Annotated in this window: 28 protein-coding genes; 16 read left to right on the top strand and 12 right to left on the bottom strand. The window is 72.2% G+C overall.

Annotated elements, in window-relative coordinates:
* Positions 1-33: 33 nt before the first annotated feature.
* Positions 34-522, top strand: coding sequence for an isochorismatase family protein (locus tag ACFVS6_RS20170; RefSeq protein ID WP_389705481.1), 489 nt, complete (start codon positions 34-36; stop codon positions 520-522).
* Here ACFVS6_RS20170 and ACFVS6_RS20165 read toward each other — a convergent pair.
* A complete protein-coding gene (locus ACFVS6_RS20165) occupies positions 513-1,817 on the bottom strand; it encodes an MFS transporter (RefSeq protein WP_389705479.1) in 1,305 nt (434 codons plus the stop codon). The genes ACFVS6_RS20170 and ACFVS6_RS20165 overlap by 10 nt on opposite strands.
* 124 nt (positions 1,818-1,941) lie before the next feature.
* Between ACFVS6_RS20165 and ACFVS6_RS20160 the strand changes: the two genes are divergently transcribed.
* Complete coding sequence (locus ACFVS6_RS20160) at positions 1,942-2,877, top strand: LysR family transcriptional regulator (RefSeq protein WP_389705478.1); 936 nt, start codon at positions 1,942-1,944, stop codon at positions 2,875-2,877.
* Here ACFVS6_RS20160 and ACFVS6_RS20155 read toward each other — a convergent pair.
* Positions 2,851-3,477: a GNAT family N-acetyltransferase gene (locus ACFVS6_RS20155; protein ID WP_389705475.1), complete on the bottom strand. Its 627-nt coding sequence runs from the start codon at positions 3,475-3,477 to the stop codon at positions 2,851-2,853. The two genes, ACFVS6_RS20160 and ACFVS6_RS20155, sit on opposite strands and share 27 nt — an antisense overlap.
* Positions 3,478-3,631: 154 nt before the next feature.
* On the opposite strand from ACFVS6_RS20155, the gene ACFVS6_RS20150 reads away from it, so the two are divergent.
* The 3 genes from ACFVS6_RS20150 (at position 3,632) to ACFVS6_RS20140 (ending at position 6,062) form a co-directional block, all read left to right on the top strand.
* A complete protein-coding gene (locus tag ACFVS6_RS20150; protein WP_389705473.1) occupies positions 3,632-4,618 on the top strand; it encodes an alpha/beta fold hydrolase in 987 nt (328 codons plus the stop codon).
* 191 nt (positions 4,619-4,809) lie between these two features.
* Positions 4,810-5,088 (top strand): hypothetical protein, encoded by a 279-nt coding sequence (locus tag ACFVS6_RS20145; RefSeq protein ID WP_389705471.1) that lies wholly within the window; start codon positions 4,810-4,812, stop codon positions 5,086-5,088.
* A 233-nt stretch (positions 5,089-5,321) separates the two neighbouring features.
* A complete protein-coding gene (locus tag ACFVS6_RS20140; RefSeq protein WP_389705469.1) occupies positions 5,322-6,062 on the top strand; it encodes a class I SAM-dependent methyltransferase in 741 nt (246 codons plus the stop codon).
* A gap of 58 nt (positions 6,063-6,120) precedes the next feature.
* On the opposite strand, the gene ACFVS6_RS20135 is transcribed toward ACFVS6_RS20140, so the two are convergent.
* The 3 genes from ACFVS6_RS20135 to ACFVS6_RS20125 all read right to left on the bottom strand — a co-directional run bounded on the left by ACFVS6_RS20135 (position 6,121) and on the right by ACFVS6_RS20125 (position 8,714).
* Positions 6,121-7,281, bottom strand: a complete 1,161-nt coding sequence (locus tag ACFVS6_RS20135; protein ID WP_389705467.1) for an oxygenase MpaB family protein — start codon at positions 7,279-7,281, stop codon at positions 6,121-6,123.
* A 62-nt stretch (positions 7,282-7,343) separates the two neighbouring features.
* The gene (locus ACFVS6_RS20130; RefSeq protein WP_389705465.1) at positions 7,344-8,435 is read right to left on the bottom strand and encodes a polyprenyl synthetase family protein; all 1,092 of its coding nucleotides are present in this window, start codon (positions 8,433-8,435) and stop codon (positions 7,344-7,346) included.
* A 3-nt stretch (positions 8,436-8,438) separates the two neighbouring features.
* Positions 8,439-8,714, bottom strand: a complete 276-nt coding sequence (locus ACFVS6_RS20125; protein WP_389705601.1) for a polyprenyl synthetase — start codon at positions 8,712-8,714, stop codon at positions 8,439-8,441.
* Between the two features lie 478 nt (positions 8,715-9,192).
* Between ACFVS6_RS20125 and ACFVS6_RS20120 the strand changes: the two genes are divergently transcribed.
* The 5 genes from ACFVS6_RS20120 (at position 9,193) to ACFVS6_RS20100 (ending at position 11,804) form a co-directional block, all read left to right on the top strand.
* The gene (locus ACFVS6_RS20120) at positions 9,193-9,432 is read left to right on the top strand and encodes a chaplin (RefSeq protein ID WP_281207891.1); all 240 of its coding nucleotides are present in this window, start codon (positions 9,193-9,195) and stop codon (positions 9,430-9,432) included.
* Between the two features lie 424 nt (positions 9,433-9,856).
* On the top strand, positions 9,857-10,228 hold the full coding sequence (locus ACFVS6_RS20115; RefSeq protein WP_389705463.1) for a hypothetical protein: 372 nt from the start codon (positions 9,857-9,859) through the stop codon (positions 10,226-10,228).
* A gap of 10 nt (positions 10,229-10,238) precedes the next feature.
* The gene (locus ACFVS6_RS20110; RefSeq protein WP_389705461.1) at positions 10,239-10,913 is read left to right on the top strand and encodes a nucleotidyl transferase AbiEii/AbiGii toxin family protein; all 675 of its coding nucleotides are present in this window, start codon (positions 10,239-10,241) and stop codon (positions 10,911-10,913) included.
* 117 nt (positions 10,914-11,030) lie between these two features.
* The gene (locus ACFVS6_RS20105; RefSeq protein ID WP_389705459.1) at positions 11,031-11,192 is read left to right on the top strand and encodes a hydrophobic protein; all 162 of its coding nucleotides are present in this window, start codon (positions 11,031-11,033) and stop codon (positions 11,190-11,192) included.
* 258 nt (positions 11,193-11,450) lie between these two features.
* Positions 11,451-11,804, top strand: coding sequence for a PRC-barrel domain-containing protein (locus ACFVS6_RS20100; protein WP_389705458.1), 354 nt, complete (start codon positions 11,451-11,453; stop codon positions 11,802-11,804).
* A gap of 149 nt (positions 11,805-11,953) precedes the next feature.
* On the opposite strand, the gene ACFVS6_RS20095 is transcribed toward ACFVS6_RS20100, so the two are convergent.
* Positions 11,954-14,431, bottom strand: a complete 2,478-nt coding sequence (locus ACFVS6_RS20095; protein WP_389705456.1) for a Helicase associated domain protein — start codon at positions 14,429-14,431, stop codon at positions 11,954-11,956.
* 291 nt (positions 14,432-14,722) lie between these two features.
* On the opposite strand from ACFVS6_RS20095, the gene ACFVS6_RS20090 reads away from it, so the two are divergent.
* The gene (locus ACFVS6_RS20090; RefSeq protein ID WP_389705455.1) at positions 14,723-16,120 is read left to right on the top strand and encodes an amidohydrolase family protein; all 1,398 of its coding nucleotides are present in this window, start codon (positions 14,723-14,725) and stop codon (positions 16,118-16,120) included.
* 73 nt (positions 16,121-16,193) lie between these two features.
* On the opposite strand, the gene ACFVS6_RS20085 is transcribed toward ACFVS6_RS20090, so the two are convergent.
* The 3 genes from ACFVS6_RS20085 to ACFVS6_RS20075 all read right to left on the bottom strand — a co-directional run bounded on the left by ACFVS6_RS20085 (position 16,194) and on the right by ACFVS6_RS20075 (position 18,394).
* Positions 16,194-17,018 (bottom strand): helix-turn-helix transcriptional regulator, encoded by an 825-nt coding sequence (locus ACFVS6_RS20085; RefSeq protein WP_389705454.1) that lies wholly within the window; start codon positions 17,016-17,018, stop codon positions 16,194-16,196.
* 51 nt (positions 17,019-17,069) lie between these two features.
* A complete protein-coding gene (locus ACFVS6_RS20080; protein ID WP_389705453.1) occupies positions 17,070-17,576 on the bottom strand; it encodes a DinB family protein in 507 nt (168 codons plus the stop codon).
* A 74-nt stretch (positions 17,577-17,650) separates the two neighbouring features.
* Positions 17,651-18,394, bottom strand: coding sequence for a dienelactone hydrolase family protein (locus ACFVS6_RS20075; protein ID WP_389705600.1), 744 nt, complete (start codon positions 18,392-18,394; stop codon positions 17,651-17,653).
* 161 nt (positions 18,395-18,555) lie between these two features.
* Between ACFVS6_RS20075 and ACFVS6_RS20070 the strand changes: the two genes are divergently transcribed.
* The 4 genes from ACFVS6_RS20070 (at position 18,556) to ACFVS6_RS20055 (ending at position 23,248) form a co-directional block, all read left to right on the top strand.
* On the top strand, positions 18,556-19,047 hold the full coding sequence (locus ACFVS6_RS20070) for a MarR family winged helix-turn-helix transcriptional regulator (RefSeq protein WP_389705451.1): 492 nt from the start codon (positions 18,556-18,558) through the stop codon (positions 19,045-19,047).
* Between the two features lie 115 nt (positions 19,048-19,162).
* The gene (locus ACFVS6_RS20065; RefSeq protein ID WP_389705450.1) at positions 19,163-19,699 is read left to right on the top strand and encodes a hypothetical protein; all 537 of its coding nucleotides are present in this window, start codon (positions 19,163-19,165) and stop codon (positions 19,697-19,699) included.
* Positions 19,700-19,952: 253 nt separating this feature from the next.
* On the top strand, positions 19,953-22,589 hold the full coding sequence (gene rph / locus ACFVS6_RS20060; RefSeq protein ID WP_389705449.1) for a rifamycin-inactivating phosphotransferase: 2,637 nt from the start codon (positions 19,953-19,955) through the stop codon (positions 22,587-22,589).
* A gap of 152 nt (positions 22,590-22,741) precedes the next feature.
* Positions 22,742-23,248: a hypothetical protein gene (locus ACFVS6_RS20055; RefSeq protein WP_389705599.1), complete on the top strand. Its 507-nt coding sequence runs from the start codon at positions 22,742-22,744 to the stop codon at positions 23,246-23,248.
* Between the two features lie 37 nt (positions 23,249-23,285).
* Here ACFVS6_RS20055 and ACFVS6_RS20050 read toward each other — a convergent pair whose 3' ends face one another.
* The 3 genes from ACFVS6_RS20050 to ACFVS6_RS20040 all read right to left on the bottom strand — a co-directional run bounded on the left by ACFVS6_RS20050 (position 23,286) and on the right by ACFVS6_RS20040 (position 25,347).
* Positions 23,286-24,431, bottom strand: a complete 1,146-nt coding sequence (locus ACFVS6_RS20050; RefSeq protein ID WP_389705598.1) for an RNA polymerase sigma factor — start codon at positions 24,429-24,431, stop codon at positions 23,286-23,288.
* An 8-nt stretch (positions 24,432-24,439) separates the two neighbouring features.
* On the bottom strand, positions 24,440-24,847 hold the full coding sequence (locus ACFVS6_RS20045; RefSeq protein ID WP_389705447.1) for a YciI family protein: 408 nt from the start codon (positions 24,845-24,847) through the stop codon (positions 24,440-24,442).
* Between the two features lie 119 nt (positions 24,848-24,966).
* Positions 24,967-25,347 carry a winged helix-turn-helix transcriptional regulator gene (locus tag ACFVS6_RS20040; protein ID WP_389705446.1) on the bottom strand — a complete coding sequence of 127 codons (381 nt, stop codon included), beginning with the start codon at positions 25,345-25,347 and terminating at the stop codon, positions 24,967-24,969.
* A gap of 157 nt (positions 25,348-25,504) precedes the next feature.
* Between ACFVS6_RS20040 and ACFVS6_RS20035 the strand changes: the two genes are divergently transcribed.
* Complete coding sequence (locus ACFVS6_RS20035; protein WP_389705445.1) at positions 25,505-25,912, top strand: RidA family protein; 408 nt, start codon at positions 25,505-25,507, stop codon at positions 25,910-25,912.
* The last annotated feature ends 105 nt before the right edge of the window (positions 25,913-26,017 follow it).

The following is a 26,017-nucleotide window of genomic DNA, read 5'->3' as shown; positions in this document are numbered from 1 at the left end:
GTCGGGACCCCGGCCCGACCTACCATCGTCCGCGTGACCACCGCGCTCGTCCTCATCGATCTGATGCCCCGCATCATCGCGTTGCCCCTCGCCCCGCACTCCGGTGACGAGGTGTTGGCACGTTGCCGCCGGTTGGCGGAGGCTTTCAGGGCCGGCGGCCGCCCGGTCGTGCTGGTCCGGGTGGAGCGGCCGAACGTGAGCGAGCAGCCGCCGGGCAGCGGCTTCGCCGACGACCTGGTCCGGCCCGGCGACGCCCTGGTCGTCAAGCGGACCGTCGGGGCGTTCCACGGCACCGACCTGCACGAGCGGCTGCGCGACCTGGGCGTGGACACGCTGGTGCTCGCCGGACTGGTGACCACGATGGGGGTCGAGTCCACCGCGCGCGCCGCGAGCGACCACGGCTACGAGCTGGAGTTCGTCGCCGACGCGATGTCCGGCTTCGCCGCGGACGAACACGACCTCACGGTGGAACGGACCTTCCCCCGGTTCGGCGCGGTCCGCGACACGGCCGCCTACACCTGAGCCGGCCCTCGTGGCGCCGCACTCGGCTCGCGCGCAGGATCCGCCTCACGGCGGGGGAGCAGGAGCGGGGTCGCCAGCACGAGTACGCCGGCCAGACCGATGGCCGTGCGCGGGCCGAGCAGGACGCCCAGTAGGCCCCAGACGGCCGTCAGCAGCGCGGTCGAGGCCTTGGCCGTCACCGCCCAGGCGGACAGCGTCCGGGCCACCCGGTCGCCCGCGGTGCGCTCCAGGCGGTGGGTCGCCTGGACGGGGTTGAAGACACCGCAGCACAGGACGAGCCCGAACTCGATGCCCATCACCAACAGCAACCCCGCCGTCCCCGGCCCCAGGAACGCCAGGCCCACGGGCCAGAGCGCGCGCAGCGTCCCGGACACGACCAGGACCCGGTGCTGCCCGAACCGGCCGACGAGCGGCGGGGCCAGCCGTGAGCCCAGCAACCCGCCGATCGAGGGCACCGCGAAGGCGAGCCCGTACTGCCACGCCGTGAAACCGAGCGGGCCGAGCATCAGGACGGCCAGTAGCGGCGAGGCGGCCATCACCAGGCCGTTGAACAGGACGGTGTTGAAGAACAGGGGGCGCAGCGTCGGGTCGGCGAGGACGTGCCGCCAGCCGTCGAGCAGATCCCCGGCCCGCATGCCCGCGGCCCGCCCCTCCACGGCGTCACGGCGCTCGGCCCGTTCGGTGAGCTCGGGGCGCTCGGCCCGTTCGGGGCGCGGCTCCGGACCACCCATCGCGCGCAGGCCCATGGCCGACAGCAGGTAGCTGACGGCGTCGGCCACCACCGTCGCCACCGGGCCGAGGAGCCCGATCGCCGCACCGCCCAGCGGCGGTCCGACGATCGTGGTCGCCCAGGCGGTGGACTCCAACCGGGCGTTGGCGACGAGCAGGTCCTCGGCCGGCAGCAGCGTCTTCAGGTAGGCGCCCGAGGCGGCGCGGAAGGTGATGTCGGCCGCCGCGACGACGATCGAGACCAGCAACAGCTGAACGAAGCCGAGCACCCCGAACGCGAACGCGGCGGGCACCGTCAGCAGCGCCGCGCACCGCACCAGGTCCATCGCGATCAGCACCGGCCGCTTGCGACGGAACTCGACCCACGGGCCGAGCGGAACCGCCACCGCCGCGCCCACCGCGGCCCCCGCGGAGGCGAGCAGCGCGACCTCGGCCGGTCCGGCGCCCAGCACCTCGATGGCGATCAGCGGGAACGCGCCGAAGGCCAGCCACGTGCCGAGCGCGCTCGACCCGTACGCCGCCCACAACCACCCGAACCGGCGCCCGAGCCGGTGCCCGCTCTTCACGTACGAAGCTCCTCGCCCACAACCGATCCGCGATCGGAACCATCAAAGCGAGCCTGACGACCAGGGATCAAACAACCAGGAGAGCATCCCCCACAACCAATGGTTGTGGCCCTAGGGTGTCCGGATGGACCTCGACACCGTCCGCACGTTCGTCACCGCCGCCGACGCCGGGCAGTTCCAGGAAGCCGCCTCCGAGCTCGGCGTGACCCAGCAGGCCGTCTCCAAACGCATCGCCGCCCTGGAGCGCGACCTCGGCGTGCGACTGTTCACCCGCACACCGCGCGGCGCCGAACTCACCATCGACGGCCAGGCCTTCCTGCCGCACGCGCGCGAGCTGCTGCGCGTGGCCGACCGCGCCGCCGCGTCCGTGCGCACCGGCCGCAGGCCACTGCGCGTCGACGTCATCGCCTCACGGGTCGCGGCGTCGGGCCTGATGCGCGGATTCCACCGGGCGCACCCCGGGATCGACCTCGACGTGGTGATGCTCTTCGACATCGAGACGGCCGTCGCCGCCCTCCGCTCCGGCACGATCGACGCCTCCTTCCGAGCCGTCGCCGCGCCCGGCCGGCCCCTGCCCGAGGACATCGAGTCCGTCCGGGTGCTCGACGAGCCCCTCCAACTCCTCACCGGACCCGGCCACGCCCTGGCCGCGGCCCGGTCCGTGACCATGGCACGGCTCGTCGGACACCGGATCTGGATGCCGGGCATCGTCCCCGGCACCGAGTGGGCCGCCTACTACGACGACCTCGTCGCCGCGTTCGGCCTCACCATCGAGGCGACCGGCCCCAACTTCGGCTCCGACGCCCTCCTCGACACCGTCGCCGACACCCCGGCCCTCGCCACCTTCATGGGCGAGCAGACCCGCCTCGTCTGGCCCGCCGGCCACGGCCTGCGTCGCATCCCGGTGACCGACCCGACACCCGTGTACCCGCACTCCCTCCTGTGGCACAGGGACAACCCCCACCCGGCGCTCAACACCCTCAGAACCCACCTCGCCACCACTCCGACCGCCCACGACACCCCGGGAACCTGGTCACCGCACTGGGTGCTCCCCCACTGAACGGCCGCGAGCGAGCGCGCCTCGGAAACCCAGTCCCGCGGCCGGCCCGAACGAATGCAGCTCGGCCACGCGAAGGGCTTGCTCCGCGTCGTACGCCTCGAACGTGCCCGCGGGCCGGAAGCCCAGGCGGGCGGCGAGTTCGAGCGAACGCTCGTTGGCCGTCTGCGTCACCACCAGGACCGGCTGGTCGGGCAGTTCGCCGGCCGCCGCGCGCAAAGCGGCCGAGGCGGCCTCGAATGCGAACCCCGCACCCCAATCGCCGCGCCGGACCACGTACGACAGCTCCAGCTCCCCACCCTCCTCCGTGACGTGCCCGGGGAGGTCGGCGGAGCGGCGGTCGAGCACGAGCGTGCCGATCAGACGGTCGGATTCCTTGTCGGCGATCACGTACGTGCCGGGCCTGTCGGCAAGGACCCCGACGCCGTTCGTACGGAAGTACTGCTCGACGACGCTCCGGGGTCGCGGGCCGCCGAGGTGGGCCCGGACCTGAGGATCGGTACGCAGCTCGACGAGCCCGTCGATGTCGGCGTCGTGCGCCCTTCGCAGACGGAGACGTTCGGTGGGGATCTCGACGGCGGTCGGCATGGGCAGGTCGTTCATGGGGTCCATCGTCCCCGCCCCACCGCAAGCGCGGGGCGGACATCCCGGGATCCGTTGTTGCCGACCCGGCAACTACGCTCGCCACACCCGCACTACGGGCGGCATGATCGGGTACCGGCCTGGTACACGGCAGGTCGAACACCCTGGAGGATTCATGTCGCAGCAGGCCACGGAAGTCACCCACCGGCTGGTCGCCTCGCCGGCGGGCCGGATCCACGTGGTGGAGCAGGGCGCCGGGCCGCTGGTGCTGCTCGTGCACGGCTTCCCCGAATCCTGGTACTCCTGGCGCCACCAGATGCCGGTCCTGGCCGCGGCCGGCTACCGCGTGGCCGCGATCGACGTCCGCGGCTACGGCCGTTCCTCCAAGCCCGGCGACGTCGAGGCGTACCGGATGCTGGAACTGGTCGAGGACAACGTCGCGGTCGTGCACGCCCTGGGCGAACGGTCCGCGGTGATCATCGGCCACGACTGGGGGTCGGCCATCGCCGCCAACTCCGCCCTGACCAGGCCGGACGTCTTCCGCGCGGTGGGGATGCTCAGCGTCCCCTACGCCCCGCGCGGCGGTCCGATGCCCAGTGAGGTCTTCGCGGCCATGGGCGGGGACGAGGAGTTCTACATCTCCTACTTCCAGGAGCCCGGCCGGGCCGAGGCGGAGATCGAGCCCGACGTGCGCGACTGGATCGCGGGCTTCTACGCCGCCATGTCCGCCGACACCCAGCCCGCGCCCGACGCCCCCGCCCCGCACTTCGTCAGCCGGGCGCAGGGCGCGAGGCTGAGCGACCGCTTCCCCTCGGGCCGGTTGCCCGCCTGGCTAGGCGAGGACGACCTCGACTTCTACAGCGGGGAGTTCGAGCGGACCGGCCTGAGCGGGCCGCTCAACCGCTACCGGAACATGGACCGGGACTGGAAGGACCTCGCCGACTTCGCGGGCGCCCCCATCACCCAGCCGTCGCTGTTCATCGGCGGCGACCTGGACGCCTCCACCACGTGGTTGACCGAGGCGATCCGCGCGTTCCCCATCACCCTCCCGGGCCTGCACACCTCCCGGATCCTTGAGGACTGCGGCCACTGGATCCAGCAGGAGCACCCCACCGAGGTCAACCGGCTCCTGACCGACTGGCTCGACTCGCTGCCCTCCTGAGGCACCGCGCTCCCGAAGCCCTGCGCTCGTGGGGAGGCGCGCCCGGTCGTACGGTGGAAGTACGACGAGGGGCGCGCCTCCGCGGGACCCCGCGGCATCCCGCGACGGTCGTGGACGGCGTGGACGGGCCGTGCGGCGGCTCGGCGCGGCGGCCCCGAGGAGCGCCACGGCTCGGAAGGCAGGTGCGTCCCATGCGCACGACGACCCGCATCGCCGCCGGTGTCCTCACCGGCCTCACCCTCACCCTCGGTGGAGCGGCCCTCGCCGCCCCCACCGCCGTGGCGGACATCCCCGCCTGCACCCGCATGGCCGCCCGGACGGGAGTCGCCGTCACCGACGCCGTCACCACGGCGTGCCAACGGGGTGTCAGCAGCGACCTCCAGGGCTGTGTGACCGGCCTGACCGAAGCCGGTGTGCCGGGCGGCGCCGCGAACGGCGCCTGCCGCGTGGCAGCCCACGAACCCCGCTGACGATCAATTCGGCCGGGCCGCCCGGAGCCATTCCGTTTGACGGATGTTCACCTCGCCGGCGCATCCGCCGGGCCGTCAACACCCGTACCGCTCATACGATCTGCACACCAAACACCCCCGCCACATTCGTGTGATCCGCCAGTACGACGTCCCGGCCGACGAGCGCAAGACTTCCGGTCACGGACACCGGTCCGAAGAAGGCCGGAGCCGAGGACAACAGGGGGATCAACACCATGAGCGGTCAGCTGTACGACGGGATCGGCGAGGCGTTCGAAGGCTTCAAGACCCTCCCTCTCGCACGCTACGGGGAGGTCCCCGGCTTCCTCGCCCTCGTCGGGGACGTGACCGGCAGGTCGATCCTCGACCTCGCCTCGGGCACCGGCTTCTACAGCCGTGAGTTCAAGCGCCGCGGCGCCTCCCACGTCCTCGGCGTGGACATCTCCTCCGCGATGATCGACGCGGCCCGGGCCCTGGAGGACCGCGAGCCGCTCGGCGTGGACTACGAGGTGGGCGACGTCGCCGAACTGCGCTCCTTCGAGAAGCCCTTCGACATCGCCGTCGCGGTCCAACTGTTCAACTACGCCGACGACGTCGCCACCATCGAGCGGATGTGTCGCAACATCCACCGCAGCGTCGCGGAGGGCGCCGAGTTCTTCGCCTTCGTACAGAACCCGGACTACCGGTTCGGCGGGCCGTCCCTGGCCAAGTACGGATTCCTGTGCGAGTCCCTCGGCGAGGAGACCGAGATCGGGCCGCGCGTGAGGATCACGGCGCTCCTCGACCCGCCGATCTCGTTCGTCGCGAACCCGCCCAGCCGCGAGGTCTACGAGAAGAGCCTCCAAGCGGCCGGCTTCAAGGACATCACCTGGGTGCCCCTGGAGATCTCCGCCGCCGGCGTGCAGGAGTACGGCGAGGAGTTCTGGGCCGACCTCGACGGCAATCTCCCGCTGACCATGTTGCGCTGCCGCGCCTGACCCGCGTCCGACCCGCGCCGATCCCGGGGCGGGTCGGGGCGCCCCGGCCGCGGGAGCCCTACGGGACCGAGGCGGCCGGGGGATTCCACCGGTGTGACCGGGGCACCGTGCCCGTGATCCCGTAGTCCTTCTTGAGCTGTTCCGGGATGGCGTAGTGCATGACGCGCCCACGGGTGAGGGAGGACAGCTCCAGGACCGTCGTGAGGTGCCCGAGGCGGTCCAGGGCCCAGGCGCCGAGCGGTGAACGGTCCTCGATGGTTTCCAGGATGCCGAGCAGGTGGGGCGCGGCCTTGACGACGGTGTCCCACGGGGTGCGCGGCACCTGGAGCCAATCGGCGCAGGTATCGCCGATGAGGTGGCGGATGAGGGCCGAGACGACCGGGTCGAAGAAGGTCCCGGGCACGATCTCCTCGTACAGGTCGATGAGCTGCCGGGTCAGCAGCGCGCCCTCCTCGGACGGCCCCATGTGCCGGACCATGTACAGGTCGAGGAACCGGCGTGCGTCGTCGAGGGACTCGGGCACGGCCTCCTGGTCGACGCCGAGCATGGCCCCGACCACGCGCCAGGCGTAGTAGTAGGCTTCCGCGCCCTCCGAGGACATGTGGATGTTCAACCGGTGCAGGCTGTCCAGCACGAGCAGCGAGAAGAACATCTGCCCGCCGATCATGTCCTCCTGACAGATCGGCGTCCCGAGCGTCGCCGTGTCCCACCGGTCCTCGCGCACGAGGTGGTGGCGGATGGCCGCGTGCAGGAGACGGACCTTCTGCACGGCGGGGACGAACCGGCTGCCGGCCTCGAAGGCGTCGGGCTGCATCAGGAGGACGGTGAACTGGCCCGTCTCCGCCATCCGCTTCGAGGGGTACTTCAACCCGTGGGTCGCCGACAGCAGCTTCGCCACGTGCGGAACGAGGTAGCAGGCCGGCATGGAGGCGAAGGAGAGGGCCGTGGAGATGTGCACGTTGTTGTCGATGAAGAAGAGCCGCGCCTTCTCCATCTCGCCCCAGTCCACCCAGGACGGCGGGAAGCTCGTGGCTTCGAGGTACTCCCGGGCGACGTCGGGCAGACCGTCCGGCAAGGGCGCCCCGGCGGTGGAGACGTAGCGCATCAGGGTGTTGAACTTCCCCACCTCCCCGCGTTCGAAGAGCGTGGCGACGGTCGCGTCGGCGAGTCGGTCACCGGTCTGCCGCAGGGCGTCCATCGACGCCTCGGTCCAGGTCATGGCAGGGCTCCTCGAAGGCGGAGAAGGTGCTCGGGTCACGGGGCCGTGCCCGGCCGCGTCGGTCAGGACAGCCGGACCGACGCCGAATGCGCCAAGGCCGTCAGCGCGGTGGCCGCCTCCTTCGGCACGGCCAGCTCGTGGAGGGCGGCGAGGGCCTCCTCGACCCGCGCGGCGATCATTTCCTCGACGCGGTCGGGAGCCTTGAGCCGGCGCATCGTCCCGCGGACCGCGTCCAGGCCCTCCCCATCGAGGTCGGCCCGGCCCAGCAGGGCCCGCAGGGATTCCCGCGCCTCCTCGTCGGCCAGGCGCCAGGTCTCGGCCAACAGGGTCGTGGGCCGGTTGCCGTGCACGTCGTCGGCGTTGGCCTTGCCCGTGTGCTCCGGGTCCCCGAACAGGCCGAGCAGATCGTCCCGCAGTTGGAACGCCTCACCCAGCGGAAGCCCGTACGCGGAATAGCCCTCGCGCAACCGCGCCCCGGCACCCGCCAGCGCACCGCCGATGAGCAGGGGGTGCTCGACGGTGTACTTGGCGGTCTTGTAGCGGACCACCTTCAGCGCCGCCGCCGTGTCCGGACCGGTTCCGGTACGCAGGATCTCCAGGCACTCGCCCGCGATCAGCTCCCGCGCCATCACCGACCACAGCGGGCGCGCCCGGGCCACGTACGCGGAGGGCAGCCCGCAGGTGGCGAACAGCTGACCGGCCAGCGACATCAACAGATCCCCGACCAGCATCGCCAGCGACCTGGCGGCGCCGAAGGCGCTCGCGGCGTCCGCGGCGTCCGGGGCGCCCCGGACCTCCGGTCGACCGCTCACGGCGCGACGCAGGGCGACGTGCGCGGTGGGCCGCCCGTGCCGCAGCGGGCTGTCGTCGATGAGGTCGTCGTGCACGACCGCCGCGGCGTGCACCAACTCCATGGAGGCCGCCGCCCGCACCAGTGCGTCGCTGTCCGGCTGCCCCACCGACCGCCAACCCCAGTAGCAGAACGCCGCCCGCAACCGTTTGCCGTGCGCGACGGAAGCCTCCAGCTGCTCGGCCACCGCGCCCAGGCTCGCGTCGATCGCCGCGAACCGATCGGCCTCCTCGGCGACGACCCGGTGCAGCACCTCGTCGACACGGGTCTTGAAGGCGGCCTGCGCCCACCGGTCATGCGCCACCGGTCACCCGCCGTCGTTCGCGCGGGCCATCACGTGCCGGGCGAGGAGCTCCAGGTGGGCCGGCGGCACGGACGCGTACCGGTCCAACACCAGGCGTCCGCGCGCCACCAGGTCGTGCTCGGCCTCCGCCGCCAACTCGGCGGCGTCCGAGCGGCGCAGCAGTCCGCCGACCGTGCCCATCACGGTGCCCAACGCCGAGCCCGCCGTCGTCAGCGCCAGATCGGCCAGCCCGGCCACCAGCAGCACCGCCCGGCCCTCCGGCCCCGTGCCCTGTGCCATCGCGTTCCCCCGCTCGCCCCACGCCCCGGCGACGCCGGTCACGCGCCACCCTTGCGAGCATCGCGGCACGGCCGCCCGGGCGCCGAAGAACTCGCGATCGAGTGACCGGATCGCTCGACCGTACGTATCCCGGCGGACCGCGCCTCCGGAGCGGCACGGCGTGGTCGGGGCGGCCGAGGGGTTCGCGCAGGCCGAAGGATTCGTGCAGGCCGAGGGGTTCGAGCAGGCCCGCCACCCGGCGGCGGCGAACGCGACCCGCACCACCCGCACCGCCCGCACACCCGCTGCGCTTCGCGCTCCGCGGGCGATGGCCGTCCGCGGGATCCGCACGCGGCATCACCCGTGCGGGGGAAGAACCCGACTGTCACCAAGCCGGGTGCGTGAGGACGACGAATCGCAGCTGCCGGCCCCGATGGAGCCGGCGCGGCGCGTGCCCCCGGGGTGCGGGCCGGCCCCCCGTTCGTGAAGGAGAACCCTCATGTCGCGTGTTCTGAAGAGCGCCGGTCTCGTCCTCGCAGCCGGAGCGGTCGTGTTCGGCGGCGCCTCCATGGCCTCCGCGGACGCCGGTGCCCAGGGTGCCGCCATCGGCTCGCCCGGCGTGCTGTCCGGGAACCTGATCCAGGTCCCCATCCACATCCCGATCAACGCGTGCGGCAACTCGGTCAGCGTCATCGGCCTGCTGAACCCGGCCTTCGGCAACACCTGCGTCAACGCCTGATCACGCTCATCCGATCATCCCCGCCCGATCACGCACGCCTGATCACCCCCACCCCGATCACGCACGCCTGATCATCCCCGCCCGGTAGCTCTCGCCGGGACTCCCTTCCGGCCCCCTGCGGGCGGCGGGCCGGAAGGCCGGACCCGGGCGCGCCGACCAGGACGGCCGGACCAGGGCGGGCGCGGCAGCTCCAGCGCAGCGCCCGCCGCGATGGCCGGGGCGGCCACCCGCGCGCGTGCGGCCCCACCCGCACGCGCGCGCCCCCGCCCGGGCGCGGACGGCTCCACCCGCCGCGCCCGCCCCACCCGCCCCACCGGGGACGGCCCCGTACGACAGCCCCGGCGGCCCGCCGTCCCGGAGGATCCCGGGGCGGGACGTCACGGTCGCGGTGCCGGGGGGGGGTGGGACGCGCGATACTGGCCCCATGGCGCAGCGACTGACCTCTCCCGTCCCCCCGGCAAAGGCCGGAGAGGTCCTGCGCGCCCGGTACGCCGACCGCCTGCCGGCCTCCCTCGGCGAGCTGACCGGCCCCACGTCCGGCCCCGTCACTCTGCCGCCGCACATCGCCTGGTCGGGGCTGCGCACGTACGACCTGGACCGGCCGCGCCAGCGCATGAGCCTCTACCGCACCGTCCTCGCCGAAGGCCTGCACGACGACCTGACGGACCTCCTCGACCAGCACCTGCTGCTCGCGCAGTGGCCCGTCCTGCGCACCCTCATCAGCCGCCACGTCCGGCAGGTGTGGGAGGACGCCTTCCCGCGGCTCACCCCCCGGACGTCGTCCCCGGCCGCGTGAACCCGGCCGCGTGAACCTGACCGCACTCCACCGCCGGCTCCTCGCCGACGTGATCGCCATCGGCAGCCCGTACCCCCTCGTGATCACCGGCGGTTACGCCGTCCAGGCCCACGGGCTCGTCGACCGTCTCAGCCAGGACCTCGACGTGGCCACCGAGAACCCGGCCCCGATGGACGACATCGCCGCCGACCTGGTCCACGAGCTCACCAAGCGCGGCTGGGGCGTCGACGTCATCGGCGTGGACCCGCTGTCCGCCCGCCTGATGGTCACCGACCTCCGGGGCGGCGGGCGCTGCGAGGTCGACGTCCTCAAGGAGAACCTGTGGTTCGCCCCGCAGGACACCGAGTACGGGCCGGTCCTCGCGCTGGACGACGTGATCGGCACCAAGGTCCGCGCCCTGGCCGACCGCGGAGCCGTGCGCGACCTCATCGACGTCCACGCCGCCCACCGCCACCACCCCTTCGCGGGCCTGGAACGGCTCGGCGCCCGGCACGGCCGCGACGAGTTCCGACTCGACGACCTCCACGCCCGCCTCACCGGCGCCGACTGGTACGACGACGAGGAATTCGCCGCCTACGGCCTCGACGACGACGCCATCACCACCCTCCGCGCATGGGCCCGTTCCTGGGCCGGCGACATCGAACCCCGCTTGTCCACCGCCCGGGACGAATCGCCCTACGCGTAGCCGCGCGGCCGTCTGCGAGGGCCTTTCTGCTTCCCGCCTGCACCGATAAGAAACAAGTAAATTTCCCGCGCATGCTCGGGCGGGCGGCGGACAGAAGGAGCCTCGGAGGTAACAACCATGATTCCCCTGCTTCTTGTTCTTCTGCTCGCCCTGATCCTCTTCGGTGCCGGATTCGCGGTGAAGATCCTCTGGTGGGTCGCCATCGCCGTACTGGTGCTGTGGCTGGTCGGGTTCGTCGCCCGTCCGAAGGGCGGCAGCGGCCGCTGGTACCGCTGGTAGCACGCCCGGTACCGAGGCCGTGTAGTACGGCCGAGGTTTTTGGGTAGCCGCGCCCGTGAGGGACGGTTGCCGTGACGCATTCGGGAACGGGTTGCCTCCAAAGGATCGGCAACCGTCCCCGCCGCACATTCGGAAAAAGCCGTCCCGGAGAGTGTCGGACGACATTTCCGGGGCAGGCGAATTCCTGACGGTACTGCGCCCCGGCCTTCAAAAAGGGCCTGGAAAGCAGCCGTCGAAATCAATGAAGGGGTTGTTCGTATGACTGAGAACGTATGGGGTTACCGCGACACGTCCGGCCATCTGGCCGGTACGGACCTGACCGGCTACAAGGTCGAGGCCACGGACGGCTCCATCGGCAAGGTCGACAAGCACTCCGACGACGTCGGTTCGGCGTACCTCGTCGTCGACACCGGCCCGTGGATCTTCGGCAAGGAAGTCCTCCTTCCCGCCGGCACGGTCAGCCGCGTCGACCCGGACGAGCAGAAGATCTACGTCGACCGGACCAAGGAGCAGATCAAGGCCGCTCCCGAGTTCGACAAGGACAAGCACCTCGGCAACGAGGACTACCACCGCGAGGTGGGCGGCTACTACGGCGGCCCCCACCGCATCTGACGGGGCACCACCCGAGCGTCCGGGGCCGGGGCGGCAACCACACGGTTGCCGCCCCGGCCCTTCGGCGTCCCCTGCCCCGGCCCTTCGGCGTCCTCCGCCAGGCCCCTCGCCCGCCCCCGACCCGTCGGGCCCCGGCCGGCCCCTTCGCCCTACTCCGCCCACCGCACGCCGAGTTCGGCGAGCGCCGCGAGCCGGTCGGCATCCAGCCGGTCCCGCCGCGCCTTCTGGTTCATGAGCCACACCCCGGTGCGGTGTTCGCCGCCGTCGGGCAGACGCTCGACGTGCGCGCGCCCGGGCACGCCGCCCCCTTCCCTCCGCACGTACTGCGCGAGGGCTTCGAGGCCCTTCCCGAAAGCCGCGCCGCCACCGGCCGCGTCCGGCTTCGCGGGGTTCCGGCGGGCCCGTACGGCCGGCTCCACGCCCAGCTCGCCGAGCCGGCGCCGCTGCTCCCCGGTCAGCCGGTTCCAGTCACGACGCTGCGTGGCGAGCCAACGTCCGATGTCGTCGCCGTGCCGGGTGACCCCCGGCACGATGTCGTCGAGCCGCGCCCCCGCCGCCAGGGCCTGCCGCAGGTAGGTGTGGTGGCGCTGCCAGTCGACGGTCCACCCCAGCACACCGGGGTTCCAGTCCGGATCGACGGCGACCAGCTCGGCCTCCCGCCGGCGGGCCCGGTCCGGGTCCTTCCCGAGCCCGCCGGGCCGACGGATGTTGGTGAGCCACTGCCCGACCTGCTTGTCCAGGGAGGTGGCGTGCCGCGGGGCGGCCAGCGTGCCGTGGAGCTCGTAGTAGGCGCGGGCGGCGGCGAGGTTCTCCGCGAAGCCCGCGTCCGCGGTGTCCCAGACGATGCCCAGTTCCTCCAACTCTGCCGCCCGCCCGCCGCTCATGACCCCGGCCCGGTACGCCCGCCGCTGATCGGAAACCCACCTCCCGAGCGGGTAGGCGCCCTCGACGTGCTCGTACGGGACCTCCAGGTGCTGCTCCCGCTCGCGGTACCGGTACGCGGCCTCGGCACCCCGCCGCCAGTCGACGCGCTCGGTGTTGATGACCTGATAGGTGATCCACTTCGCGATCAGCGCCGGATCCCTGGGGGCGGCGAAACGCAGCAGGAGCCGGTCCTCGTCCTCGCCCTCGGCGGGTGCCGACCCGATCGGCAGCGACGGCTGTACGACGCGCTTGCGGGGTTCCTGCGGAATCGCGAGCATCTCCACGGCGCGTTCGTCGTGGGCCCGAAGGCCCTGCAGAACCCGGATCAGCGGGCGGTAGGACCGGGAGGACAGCATGTCCTCCGGCCTTTCCCCCGCGGCCAGGAAGACCGGCACGATCAACGTCGCGGTCTTCCCCTCCCCGGGCTGCTGCCGCAACGCCCGGCCGATCGCCTGCACGATGTCGACGGCGGACCCCTTGGGGTCGATCAGCGCGACGGAGTCGGTCGCCCGGATGTCGACTCCCTCCCCCAGCACCCGACAGTTCGCGAGCACGGCCCGACCGGCCCGCCGACCGAAGTCACCGAGAACGGCCTGCCGGTGCTCGCTCTCGTGCTCCCCGCACAGCCACCCCGACCACACCCGCTCACCGTGCCGAACGGGGTCCACCTCGTGCAGCCGGGCCGCGACCCGACCCAAGCCCTCCGCGAAGGCCTGCGCCTCGACCGTCCGGTGATGGAAGGAGATCGTCGTCCTCAACCCGTGCGTCGCCATCGTCTCCAGCAGCGCCGTCTGCAGGGCGGCGAGCCGCTCACCCCGCAGCCGCTCCTCGTAGCGCCCCTCGCCCACCAACCGGTCCGGCGTGACCTCGGGATCGGTCAGCTCGACCACGACGACCTGGTACTTCGCCAGCAGCTTCCGCGAGATCGCCGACGCCAGCGACAGCTCGTGGACGACCGGCCCGAACACGCTCTCGTCGTCCATCGAGCACGCCAGCTCCCTCGGCAGCCGGTCCCACACCCGGCGGGTCCGGCCGTCCGTCTCCCCGTCCACCACCTCCTGCTGCGCCTCGTACAACTCCAGCTCCGCCCCGCTCCGGGGCGGGCGATCGGCCCAGACCCGAGGCGTCGCGGTCATGTACAGCCGGCGCATGGCCGGGACGACCTCCTGGCGGTGCACGTCCGCCCACGCCTTCCCCGCCGACCCGGACGTACGGTGCGCCTCGTCCACCACCACCAGGTCGAACACGTCCATCGGCAACCCGTACCCGCCGCGGTGCGCCTCGGCGACGACGCCGAGGGACGCGTAGGTGGCGTACACGGTGACCTGCCCCCGGCCGTGCCACAGCCCGAGCTGCGGAGCCGACGTCGTCGAGCGGACCCCCAGGGCCGACAGGACCGGGTCGTTCTCCAGCGAGCACACCGCGACAGCGGGCCCGTCGTGCCCGGCGAGCCGCCACTCCCGCACCGTCTGGGTCAGCAGGTCCAAGGTCGGCAGCAACACCAGCACCCGCCCGTGGCGCGCCAGCCGCATCGCGGCGGCCGCGGCGATGAACGTCTTCCCGGTCCCGCACGCGGCCACCACCGTCGCCCGCAGACCCGCCTCCGGAATCCGCTTCCCCGGCGGAACGTCCAGCCCCCGGACGATCGCCTCGACGGCTTCTTCCTGGTGGGGACGCAAGGTGATCGTGCGGGTCTGTGGCATGGCGGCTCCGTCGCTACGGTGCGGCCCGAAGCCGTATCGGACGGCTTCGGGCTTCGCGGTCAAGGTCGACTGTCCCATCCGTGGCCGGTGCCGGGCCACGAGCCCCTCCGCGGGCAGGGTCCCGGGCGGGCGGGCGCGGGGCCCGGTCGCGGGAGCCGGGGTGCGCCGTACCCGGGTGGACGGCGGCCTGGTTGTCGCCCCGGGACGGACCGAGGCTGGGGGCATCACCCACCCCGCAGGAACACGCCGGCGCGCAGCACACCCGCCCCGGCACGACGGACAGGACATCCCTTGACCGCCCCCGACACCACCAGCGCCGCCGTACTCGAACAGCTCCGGCGCCGGTCCGCCGACCGCGAGCGGCGCATCCTGTTCACCGGCGCGACCATCGTCACCATGGATCCCGACCTCGGTGTCCTGCACGGCGCGGACCTGCTCGTCGAGGGCGGGACCATCACCGCGATCGGCTCGGTCCCGAGCCACGACGGCGCCGTGGTCGTCGACGCCACCGGGACCGTCCTCGCCCCCGGCTTCGTCGACACCCATCGGCACGCCTGGCAGACCCAGCTGCGCCGGATCATGCCGGACGTCGACGATCTCGGTGCCTACGTCATGTCCACCCTCGCGGGATACGCCACCGTCTACCGGCCCCACGACATGTACGTCGGCACCAGGCTGGCCGCACTGACGGCCATCGACAGCGGCATCACCTGCATGCTCGACTTCTCCCACAACTCGCGCACCCCCGAGCACTCCGACGCCGCGGTCCAGGCCCTCGTCGACACCGGTATCCGAGGCGTGCACGCCTCCATGGGCCCGCACTTCGGTGACTGGGACGAACAGTGGCCCGGCGACCTGGCCCGCCTCAAGGAGAGGTACTTCGCCGGCGACGACCAACTCCTGACCCTGCGACTGGCAGCCCTGGCCACCGATGCGATAGCCGGTCCCGCCCTCGCCTACGGGCCGGAACTGGCGCACACCGCGAAGGAACTGGGGATCGGCGTGAGCGTGGACGCCGTCTTCGGGACCGCTTCCTCCGAGGCCGTCCTCGGATGGGCGAAGGCCGGCCTCCTCGGCCCGGACCACACCCTCATCCACGCCACCGGCCTGACCCCGTCCGCGTGGCGGGCGATCGGGGACAGCGGCACGACCATCGCGCTGGCCCCGACCTCCGACGCCCAGATCGGCCTGGAGACCGCGATCCCCGCGATCGACGAGGCCCTGTCGGTCGGTGTGCGCCCGGGGCTGAGCATCGACGTCGAGGTGGCGCTGGCCGGCGACATGTTCACGCAGATGCGCGCGCTGCACACCATCCAGCGGATGCGCGCGGTCAACGCCGTCCACGGCACCGACCGGCAGCCGGCCCGCATCACCACCCACGACGTCCTGGACTTCGCCACCCTCCAGGGCGCCCGCACGAACGGCCTGGCGGACGTCACCGGCTCGCTCACCCCGGGCAAGAAGGCAGACCTGCTGGTCATCCGGGCCGAGGACCTCAACAACATGCCGCTCAACGACCCGATCGGCACCGTCGTCCTGGGCTCGGACGCCCGCAACATCAGCGCCGTCCTCGTCAACGGCGTCGTACGCAAGTGGAACGGCGAGGTCCTCGACGTCGACCTGCCGGCCCTGCGCGACGAGGTCCAGGCCTCGCGGGAGCACGTGCTCCGTACCCCGTCCGCCGCCTGACGGCCGCCGTTCCCCCGGCCCGTTCCCCCCTCCACGACTCCTTCCCGGCCGGACGGCCGACATCGCCGTCCCGCTACGGCGCGTTCCGGGCGCGCAGGCTCCCGAGCAGGGCGAGTGCCCGGGCGTCCGGGCTTCCCGGCTCGGCCTGGTAGACCACCAGTTGCTGACCCGGAGCCCCGCGCACGTCGAAGGCCTGGAAGGTGAGCGAGAGCGGCCCGACGTCGGGGTGCAGCAGCTCCTTGCCGTCACGGGTCTTGCCGTACACGGTGTGCGAGGACCACAGCGCGGCGAACTCCCCGCTCTCCTCGGTCAGGGAGCCGACGAGGTCGTGGAGGTGCCGGTAGTGCGGGTCGAGGCCCGTGGCGTGCCGCAACGAGGCGACGACCGCCTCGGCCGCCCGCTCCCACCGGGTGAAGAAGCTCCGGGCGGCCGGGTCGAGGAACGTCATCCGTGCCAGGTTGTCGACGCTCCCGAACGGCGAGAACAGCGCGTCGGCCAGGGCGTTCGACGCCAGGAAGTCGGTGGCCGGGTTCAGGACGAACGCCGCGGCGTTCGCGTGTCCGTCCAGCAACTGCCGCAGCGCGGAGCCGACCGTCTCCCGGGGCCGCGGCCTCGCGCCCTCCGGTGCGGTGCCCGCCAGTCGGAACATGTGCTCCCGCGCCTCGTCGTCCATCCGCAGGGCGCTGCCGATGGAGTCGAGGATCTGCGGGGAGGGGCCGCGCTCGCGGCCCTGTTCGAGACGGGCGTAGTAGTCGCTGTTCATCCCGGCGAGGACGGCGACCTCCTCCCTCCGCAGCCCCGCCACCCGGCGGGCACCGTGGGAGGCCAGCCCGACGTCACCGGGCCGCAGTCGGGCGCGGCGGGCGCGCAGGAACTCTCCGAGATCGTTGCTGGTCACCCCCCGAGGCTAGGGCCTCGATTCCGGCCCCGACGCCCGCCCCGACCCGGCCTAGTCGCCGGTCGTACCGTCGAGCATCTCGCGCAGGATGTCCAGGTGGCCGTTGTGGCGGGCCGTCTCCTCGGTGAGGTGGAGCAGGATCCAGCGCAGATCGACGTGGAGGCCGTTGCGGACGGGTCGCCGGGCCTTTTCGTCCAGGCCGGTGCCGGCGACCAGCTCGCGGTACTCGGCGCTCTGCGCGGCGTACTCGTCGAGCAGGGCGGGGAGCGGGAAGTCGACGGCGATGCGCATCTCGCGGTCGGGATCCTCCTCCGTCCAGGGGCCCCCGTCCTCCTCGCCGAGGAACACCACCTGGAACCAGTAGTACTCGACCCAGCGTAGGTGGTTGATCAAACCGCTCATGGTCATCAGCGGTGAGCCCGGCAGGAGGGCCTTGCGGGCGTTCTCCTCGGACAGGCCGGCGCACTTGGCGCGGGCGGTGTCACGTGCGTAGTCGAGGAACGTGGTGAGCTGAGTGCGCTCGTCCCACGCGGGCGGCGTGTCGTCGATTCTGGTCATCGCCCGAAGCGTCCCCGATCGGTGCGGACGAGTCGAGGCATTTATCGATCACGAGCCCGGGCCTCGGCGGTCGGTCAGGTCGGCATGCGACCGAGGAGGTCGAGCAACCGGTCCCAATGCCACTGCGACGCCGAAGAGTTGAAGGCGTGGGTGTCGGACATGGTGAAGCCGTGGACGGTGCCGGGTTGGATCTCGGTGGTATGGGCGACCCCCGCGGCGTCCAAGGCCTCGTGGAGGGCGCCGAGCGTCCCGGGGGTCATGTCACCCTCGGCCAGCCCGAGGTGGACCCGGGCGGTGACCTCGGGGAACAGGTGGTGCGGGCTGTCGGGCGCGGCGGTCACCAAGGGGCCGGGGTGGAAGCCCGCGACGGCGGCCACCTGATCCGGGTGGGCCGCTGCCGTGCGCAGCGCCAGGGCCGCGCCCATGCAGTAGCCGATCGCGGCGACCGGTCCGGGCCCGACCTCGGACCGGGCGCGCAGGAACCTCAGGTACGCGTCGGCGTCGCGCAGGAACCGTTCGGTGGTGAGCGCCTCGATGAAGGGCATCAGTCGGCCGATGACCTCGGGCCGGTTCTCCTTGTCGATGTGCTCGGGAAGCTCGATCACCGGTGCCGGGCCGTGCCGGTGGTAGAGGTGGGGGAGGAGCACGTGGTAGCCGTGCCCGGCCAGCTCGCGGGCCTTCCCCTCCAGCTCGGGTCGGGTGCCGAAGGCATCGGCGTACAACAGCACCCCCGGGTGCCGCTCGCCGTCGTCGGGGAACGCGGCGTAGGCGTCGGCCGGACCGTCAGGGGTGGGAATCTGCAGCGTTTCGGTGGGGATGGCGGATCTTCCTTCCGTGGGCTCGCGCGGCCACATCAACGTTCGTGCCACCAGCGTTCGGGCACCAGCGTTCGTGGCGTCAACGTTCGTGTCACCAACGATGTCGGCACGGCCGAACGTATATCGTTGGTCCGACGAACGCAACGGATAGGATCGGCGTCATGGTCAGAGCCGAATCCGTGGACGTGCCCGACGGCGAAGGCCCCGAGACGCCCGACAGGCTGCGTCGACGGGCGAGCCGACTGTTGTCCCAGCTCTCCGCGCGTTCGGACCGGCTCATCACCGAAGGGCTGGCCCGGGCCGACGGACGCAAGTGGCACTACGCCGTGCTCGCCTCACTGGAGGATCACGGGCCGGGCAGCCAGGCGACCCTGAGCCGGCGCACCGGCATCCACCGCAGCGACATGGTCGGCGTGCTCAACGAACTGACCGAGCGTGACCTCGTCGCGCGTGCGCCGGATCCCGACGACCGTCGCCGCAACGTCATCACGATCTCCGCCCGGGGCCGCCGCCACCTGCGCCGACTCGACAAGATCCTGGACGAACTCCACGACGAACTGCTCGCACCCCTGAGCCCGGCCGAAGGCGCCCGGTTCGTGGACATGCTCACCCGCCTGCTGGACCACCACGCCGGCTCCCCGGACCCGACGTAGCGGATCCACGGGGGTCCTCAAGGGGTATTCCATCGGGGATCGCGGGACGCCGTCCGATCGGCGGCCCGACGTACGGACCAGGTGGCGCCGGTAGCGGCCACACGAGGAGGATCCTGTGCCATCGCCCTGCGACCCCGAGTACGCACCCCCCGGCGACGTGGGTGCGGCGCTCATGATGATCGACTCGCGGCTCAAAGCCGTTTACGACGGCAGGACCGAGACCGACCCCGAACAGCGCGCGCTGATCGACCAGCTCGCCGGATCCATGGACGCCGAGGGCGTCCGTGACCTGCTGGACGGCGCGTGCACGCTCATCTACATGTTCATGACGTGGCTGCGCCAGGCACACGAGGACCAGGACAAGGACGTCATCGAGTACGTGGTGCCGAACCTGGTGGCCTCGCTGCGCGCGATGCCCAGGAGCGTCCGCCCGGAGACCGTCCCCACCATGGCCGGCCTGGTCATCGCCGCGGGTACCGACCTGAGCCCCAACCTGTGGCGCCGGCAGTACGGGGAGTGGACCCACGCCGAGATGAACCCCCTGGAGGCCACGGCCTTCCTCCTCGCGGAGCACATCAACCGGATCACCGACGACCGAGACTTCGCCACTCGCATGATCGCCGGTGCGCTGTCCACCACGGACCAGGACTGACGTCCCGCCGGGCCGGAAGCCGTCGCGCCGGAAGCCGGCCGCGCCGAAAGGGGAGGGGGAACGACAAAGGCAGGGAGATCCAGCTCTCCCCGCCCCTCCAACATATAGCGCACCGGGGGGCTTGCGGCAAGGCCCCGGTGGTGGCGGAGAATCGTCGGCCGATGCCACCACCTGCGGAAATGAGGTCACGAGTGCGTGTGTTGCAGTCGACGTACGAGGGACGCGGCGCGTTCGTCGCCCCGGAGGGACCGCGATGAGCGAGCAGTACGTGTGGGACCTCGGCGAGGTCGACGAGACGCGGGTCGCGGTCGTCGGCGGCAAGGGCGCACACCTGGGCGCCCTGTCGCGGATCGAAGGCGTCCACGTGCCGGATGGCTTCTGCGTGACGACGCACGCCTTCCGGCGGGTCATGGCGCAGGAGCCGTCGATCGAGGACCGGCTCGATCGGCTGTCCCGCCTGAATCCGGACGACCGGGACGACAGGGAAGGGATCCGCACGCTCGGCGCGGAGATCCGCCGCACCATCGAGGACATCACCATTCCCGCCGACGTCGCGGCGCGGATCACCGGCGCGCTCGCCCGGTTCGGTGAGGAAGCCGCCTACGCCGTCCGGTCGAGCGCGACCGCGGAGGACCTGCCGACGGCCTCCTTCGCCGGCCAACAGGACACCTACCTGAACGTCGTGGGGCCGACCGAGATCCTGCGGCACGTCAGCCGGTGCTGGGCCTCGCTCTTCACCGAGCGGGCCGTCACCTACCGCCGCCGCAACGGCATCGACGACCGCACGGTCGACATGGCCGTGGTCGTGCAGCGGATGGTCCTCCCGCACGCGGCCGGCGTCCTGTTCACGGCCGACCCCGTCACGGGCGACCGGAAGGTCGCCACCGTGGACGCCGGCTTCGGCCTCGGCGAGGCCCTGGTCTCCGGCCTGGTGAACCCGGACGTCTTCAAGGTGCGGGGCGGCGAGGTCGTCGACAGGTCGATCGCCGCCAAACAGCGTGCCGTCCACGCCCTGCCGGGCGGCGGTACGCGGGAAGTGGCGATCGACCCGCGGCGGCAGGAGGAGCCGACGCTGACGGACGACCAGGTGCTGCGGCTCGTGCGGATCGGGCGGCGGATCGAAGCGCACTTCGGCCGCCCGCAGGACATCGAATGGTGCCTGGTCGACGCCCCCGGCGACGACGACTTCCGGATCGTTCAGAGCCGCCCGATCACGACGCTGTTCCCCGTCCCCGGGACCACCGCCGACGGCCGGCGCCACGACGACGAGAACCGCGTCTACGTCTCCGTCGGCCACGGACAGATGATGACCGACCCCATGAAGCCCCTGGGGCTCTCCATGTGGCAGCTCACGGCCATGGTGCCGATGCACGAGGCCGGCGGCCGGCTGTTCGTCGACGTCACCCGGGGCCTGTCCTCGCCCACGAGCCGCGCCGGCCTCCTGGACGCCATGGGCAAGGGCGATCCGCTCATCAGGGACGCCCTGGAGACCGTCCTCGACCGCGACGGGTTCATCCCGTCGCTCCCGGACGCGAGCCCCGGCGGGCCACCGGCCGGCCCTGCGCCCGCCCCGATCGAGACCGATCCGGCCATCGTCACCGGGCTCATCGAACGCAGCCGACTGTCCGTCGCCGCCCTGGAACGCGACATCCGGACGAAGACCGGACCGGTGCTGTTCGACTTCCTGATCGAGGCGTTCGAGGAACACAGACGAGTCCTCGGCGATCCGCTGAACATCCAGGCGATCATGGCCGGGATGGACGCCACGTGGTGGCTCAACGACAAGCTGCGGGAGTGGCTGGGCGAGAAGAACGCCGCGGACACCCTCACCCTGTCCGCCCCCGACAACATCACGTCGGAGATGGGACTGGCGCTGCTCGACGTCGCGGACGCGATCCGACCGCACCCGGCCGTCGTGACGTTCCTGGAAGGCGTCGAGGACGAGGAGTTCCTGGACGAGCTGGCGAAACTCGCGGGCGGCGCCGAAGCGCGCGACGCCATCGAGGCCTACCTCGACCGGTACGGCATGCGCTGCGTCGGAGAGATCGACATCACCCGGCCGCGGTGGCGCGAGCGCCCCTCCACGATCGTCCCCGTGATCCTCGACAACGTCAGGAACTTCGAGCCGGGCGCCGCCGGACGTCGCTTCGAGCAAGGACGACGGAAGGCGCTGCGGAAGGAACAGGACGTGCTCGCACGCCTGCGGACCCTCCCCGACGGGGACGGCAAGGCCGACGAGACCAAGCGCATGATCGACCGGGTCAGAACCTTCATCGGATACCGGGAGTACCCGAAGTACGGCATCGTCAGCCGCTACTTCCTCTACAAGCAGGCCCTGCTGGGGGAGGCCGAGCGCCTCGTACGGGCCGACGTGCTCCACGAGCCGCAGGACGCCTTCTGGCTCACGTTCCAGGAACTCCACGACGTCGCGCGCTCGCACCGGGTCGACGAGCTGCTCATCCAGCGGCGCAAGGAGGAGTTCCGTTCGTACCACGCGCTCACGCCGCCCCGGGTGCTCACCTCGGACGGCGAGGCCCTCTCCGGGGCCTACCGGCGCGACGACGCACCGGCCGGCGCCCTGATCGGCGTACCGGTGTCCGCCGGGACCGTCGAGGGACGGGCCCGCGTCGTCCTCGACATGGCGGAGGCCGATCTCGAAGCGGGCGACATCCTGGTCACCACGTTCACGGACCCGAGTTGGTCGCCGCTGTTCGTCGGGATCGCGGGCCTGGTGACGGAGGTGGGCGGCCTGATGACCCACGGCGCGGTGATCGCCCGGGAGTACGGCCTGCCGGCCGTCGTGGGCGTGGAAGGGGCCACCCGCCTGATCCGGGACGGGCAGCGGATCCGGGTGCACGGAACGGACGGGTACGTCGAAATCCTGCCGTGACCACCCCCGGCCGGCCGGGCCAAGGCACTGAGGGCAGGCCGGGAGGACGCGCACCCCACCGAGGTATGACCCGGGCGGGGGAGCGCGTCCTCCGCACGGTGGACACGGTCCGCCGCGACGGACGACGCGTGGCCGTCATGTCCACGACCAACATGGGGGTCATGACCACAGCGACCGCTCCGCTGCCCGCCGCCGCCCCCGCGCCCCCCTGGGCCCGCCGTGCCGCCCACGCCATCGCCCTGTGCGCCGTCCCGTCCGGCCTCTGGCGCATCGCCATGGCGTCCGGTGTCCACGTCGGCTACAGCGACCAGGTCCTGCGGGACGTCTTCGACATCCCGGGCTGGGGCATCGCGTACGTCGTCGGTCTCTCCGTCCTCGCCGAACTGGCGGCCCTGTTCCCGCTCCTCCTGGTCAGCGACCGGTGGCAGCCGATGCGCCCCCGAACCCTGGCCGCGCTCTCCTGGACGGCCTCGGCCGTCCTGCTGCTGGTGGCACTGGGGCAACTCGTGGTCGCCTTCACCGTCGAGAGCCAGTCGTACATGTCGAGCGGTACGGCCCGGACCGTCTGGGCCGTCGCCTTCGCCCCGCTGTTCGCCATCCCGCCCCTGATGACGGCGGTGACCTGGTCGTACACGAAGCGGCAGCGACAGCGCCGGTGACCGCGATGCGACCGCGATGTGACGGCGCCCCGCCCCCTCACCGGTCGCGGCGGGCGTTGAGCCGGGCGGCCTGGCGCGTCAGGTGGTCGCGCTCCGCGAGGTCGGTCGCCTTGTGGGCCGCCTCGGCGTACAGCCGGGCCGCCGTCGCCCGGTCGCCGTCGCGCTCGTGGAGGTACGCCGCCACCGCGACGTACCGGGGCAGCGAGGGGTCCAGCGCCGCGAGCGCGGCCAGGCCCGCGCGCGCTCCGTCGGCCTCGCCGACGGCGACCGCGCGGTTCAGCCGTACGACCGGGCTGTCGGTGAGGCCCGCGAGCTCGTCGTACCACTCGACGATCTGCACCCAGTCGGTCTCCCCGGCGGTGGGCGCGTCCGCGTGGAGTGCCGCGATGGCGGCCTGGGCCTGGAACTCGCCCAGCCGGTCGCGGGCGAGTGCCGCCCGGAGGATCCCGATGCCCTCGGTGATCAACCCGGTGTCCCACCGACCGCGGTCCTGCTCGGCGAGCGGCACGAGGCTGCCGTCGGGCGCGGTCCGGGCGGCACGCCGGGCGTGGTGGAGCAGCATGAGGGCGAGCAGCCCCGACGCCTCGGGGTGGTCGACGGCGCCCGCGAGCTGCCGGGTCAGCCGGATCGCCTCGGCGGCGAGGTCGACGTCGCCCGAGTAGCCCTCGTTGAAGACCAGGTAGAGGACGCGCAGCACGGTGGCGACGTCGCCGGGCCGGTCGAGGCGCACGCCGGAGACGGTCCGCTTGGCCCGACTGATGCGCTGCGCCATCGTCGCCTCGGGCACCAGGTAGGCCCGGGCGATCTGACGGGTGGTGAGCCCGCCGACGGCGCGCAGGGTGAGCGCGACCGCGGACGCCGGGGTCAGCGACGGGTGCGCGCACAGGAAGTAGAGCCGGAGCGTGTCGTCCGCCGCGGGCGCCGGACCCGGCGTCGGCTCCTCCTCGACGCGGCCCTCGCGCCGCCGACGGGAGACGTCGGCGCGCGTCGCGTCGAGGAACTTGCGCCAGGCGACGGTGACCAGCCAGCCCTTCGCGTCCCGCGGCGGGTCGGCCGGCCACACCCGGAGCGCCTCGACCAGCGCGTCCTGCACGGCGTCCTCGGCCGCCGCGAAATCGGCCCCGCGGCGGACGAGGACGGTGAGCACGCTCGGGGTGAGGCGCCTGAGCAGGACCTCGTCCATCGGTCGCGTCACTCCGTGATGGTGGGCGGCGCGGTCAGGAACGGGCGCACCTCCAGCCACTCGTGGATCGGCTTGCCACCGGCTCCCGGCGCGGCCGACAGTTCCCCGGCCAGCTCGACGGCCCGCTCGTAGTCGTCGACGTCGATGATCATCCAGCCGGCGATGAGGTCCTTGGTCTCGGCGAACGGTCCGTCGGTGACGGGCGGGCGCCCCTCGCCGTCGTAGCGGACCCACGCCCCTTCGGGGGCGAGCGCCTGGCCGTCGACGAACTCGCCGGTCTTCTCCAGTCGGCCCGCGAAGTCGTTCATGTACTGCACGTGGGCGGAGATCTCCTCCGGCGTCCACCGGTCCATCGGGACGTCGTTGGCCGGAGCCGGTGCGCCGCGGTAGTGCTTGAGCAGCAAGTACTTGGCCATCGTATTTCTCCTCACTGGTGCGACCCATTGTGGTCGCGTTCACCACGGGGACGGAGCGGGCCACGGGTTCTCGACATCGGCGCCGAAACTTTTGAATCCTTTTTCGGCGGTCGTTCCCGTCAGGCGTCGAAGCGGTGGCGGGAGGCGTCGATGTGGCCCAGGTACCGGTGGGTCCAGTCGCACAGTCCGTCGATCGTCACGCGCAGGGCCCGGCCCGGCTCGGTGAGGGTGTAGTCGACCCGCGGCGGCACCACGGGGTGCACGGTCCGTTCGACCAGGCCGTACCGCTCCAGCATGCGCAGGTTCTGGGTGAGCATCTTGTGGCTGATGCCCTCGACCCCGTCCCGCAACTCGCCGAAGCGCAGTGTTCCCCCACCCAGGGCCTCGATGATCAGGAGAGCCCATTTGTTGGCCACGTCCGAGAAGATCTCGCGCGCCAGGGAGTCCGCGCGCCTCAGATCCGCTTCATCGGGCGAGCCCGCGTACTGCTTGGTCACCATGAGGTACCCCAGTCACTAAAAAGTGCGTTCTTCCACGTCAGGCGCCACTCTCCTACGGTTACCGAGTAACTGCAAGAGACCGTCGGACGCCCCGTCCGGCGGCTGCGGGGAGCCCACTGGCTTAGCCACGGGCTCACACGAGAAGGAGGCGGGCCGGATGGCCGTCACACTGCTGAACCCCGAGGGACTGCCGGAGATCGACGTCTACCGACAGGTGTCGATCGCGACGGGCACGAAGCTGGTCTTCATCGCCGGGCAGGTCGCCTGGACCGCCGATGGGGCCACGGTCGGCGAGGGCGACCTCGCCGCGCAGGTCGAGCAGTGCTACCTCAACGTCGCCACCGCCCTGGCCGGGGTCGGCGGGTCCTTCGACGACGTGGCGAAACTGAACGTCCACGTCGTCGACTGGACCCCCGACAAGATGCCTCAACTCCTGGAGGGGATCGCGCGGGCGTCCGCGAAGCTGGGCGTCACCCCGGTCGCGCCGGCCACCCTGCTGGGCATCGCGGCCCTGGACGTACCCGAGCACCTGGTGGAGGTCGAAGCCACCGCGGTGCTCGACTGACCCGTGGAGCCGCGGCCGGCCCCCGCCCCCCCCGGGGATGGCCGGCCGCGGCGCGCCGCCGGGCCCCCCCCCCCGGCCCCCCCGATAGGATCTTAGGCGTACCAC

The sequence above is a fragment of the Streptomyces sp. NPDC057939 genome, assembly GCF_042887545.1.
Classification (GTDB): domain Bacteria; phylum Actinomycetota; class Actinomycetes; order Streptomycetales; family Streptomycetaceae; genus Streptomyces.
The sequence above is the reverse complement of the archived record's forward strand: the minus strand, read 5'-3'. Positions and strand labels throughout refer to the sequence as shown.

Bases quoted from the DNA above. Each gene is read 5' to 3' on its own strand.
- ACFVS6_RS20160 (WP_389705478.1), top strand. From the start codon at position 1,942: ATGGACCTCGACACCGTCCGCACGTTCGTCACCGCCGCCGACGCCGGG.
- ACFVS6_RS20115 (WP_389705463.1), top strand. From the start codon at position 9,857: ATGGCGCAGCGACTGACCTCTCCCGTCCCCCCGGCAAAGGCCGGAGAG.
- ACFVS6_RS20155 (WP_389705475.1), bottom strand. From the start codon at position 3,477: ATGAACGACCTGCCCATGCCGACCGCCGTCGAGATCCCCACCGAACGT.
- ACFVS6_RS20040 (WP_389705446.1), bottom strand. From the start codon at position 25,347: ATGGTGACCAAGCAGTACGCGGGCTCGCCCGATGAAGCGGATCTGAGG.
- ACFVS6_RS20125 (WP_389705601.1), bottom strand. From the start codon at position 8,714: ATGGCACAGGGCACGGGGCCGGAGGGCCGGGCGGTGCTGCTGGTGGCC.
- ACFVS6_RS20055 (WP_389705599.1), top strand. From the start codon at position 22,742: ATGGGGGTCATGACCACAGCGACCGCTCCGCTGCCCGCCGCCGCCCCC.
- ACFVS6_RS20095 (WP_389705456.1), bottom strand. From the start codon at position 14,431: ATGCCACAGACCCGCACGATCACCTTGCGTCCCCACCAGGAAGAAGCC.
- ACFVS6_RS20050 (WP_389705598.1), bottom strand. From the start codon at position 24,431: ATGGACGAGGTCCTGCTCAGGCGCCTCACCCCGAGCGTGCTCACCGTC.
- rph (WP_389705449.1), top strand. From the start codon at position 19,953: ATGAGCGAGCAGTACGTGTGGGACCTCGGCGAGGTCGACGAGACGCGG.
- ACFVS6_RS20100 (WP_389705458.1), top strand. From the start codon at position 11,451: ATGACTGAGAACGTATGGGGTTACCGCGACACGTCCGGCCATCTGGCC.
- ACFVS6_RS20140 (WP_389705469.1), top strand. From the start codon at position 5,322: ATGAGCGGTCAGCTGTACGACGGGATCGGCGAGGCGTTCGAAGGCTTC.
- ACFVS6_RS20080 (WP_389705453.1), bottom strand. From the start codon at position 17,576: ATGACCAGAATCGACGACACGCCGCCCGCGTGGGACGAGCGCACTCAG.
- ACFVS6_RS20070 (WP_389705451.1), top strand. From the start codon at position 18,556: ATGGTCAGAGCCGAATCCGTGGACGTGCCCGACGGCGAAGGCCCCGAG.
- ACFVS6_RS20150 (WP_389705473.1), top strand. From the start codon at position 3,632: ATGTCGCAGCAGGCCACGGAAGTCACCCACCGGCTGGTCGCCTCGCCG.
- ACFVS6_RS20145 (WP_389705471.1), top strand. From the start codon at position 4,810: ATGCGCACGACGACCCGCATCGCCGCCGGTGTCCTCACCGGCCTCACC.
- ACFVS6_RS20105 (WP_389705459.1), top strand. From the start codon at position 11,031: ATGATTCCCCTGCTTCTTGTTCTTCTGCTCGCCCTGATCCTCTTCGGT.
- ACFVS6_RS20135 (WP_389705467.1), bottom strand. From the start codon at position 7,281: ATGACCTGGACCGAGGCGTCGATGGACGCCCTGCGGCAGACCGGTGAC.
- ACFVS6_RS20045 (WP_389705447.1), bottom strand. From the start codon at position 24,847: ATGGCCAAGTACTTGCTGCTCAAGCACTACCGCGGCGCACCGGCTCCG.
- ACFVS6_RS20120 (WP_281207891.1), top strand. From the start codon at position 9,193: ATGTCGCGTGTTCTGAAGAGCGCCGGTCTCGTCCTCGCAGCCGGAGCG.
- ACFVS6_RS20035 (WP_389705445.1), top strand. From the start codon at position 25,505: ATGGCCGTCACACTGCTGAACCCCGAGGGACTGCCGGAGATCGACGTC.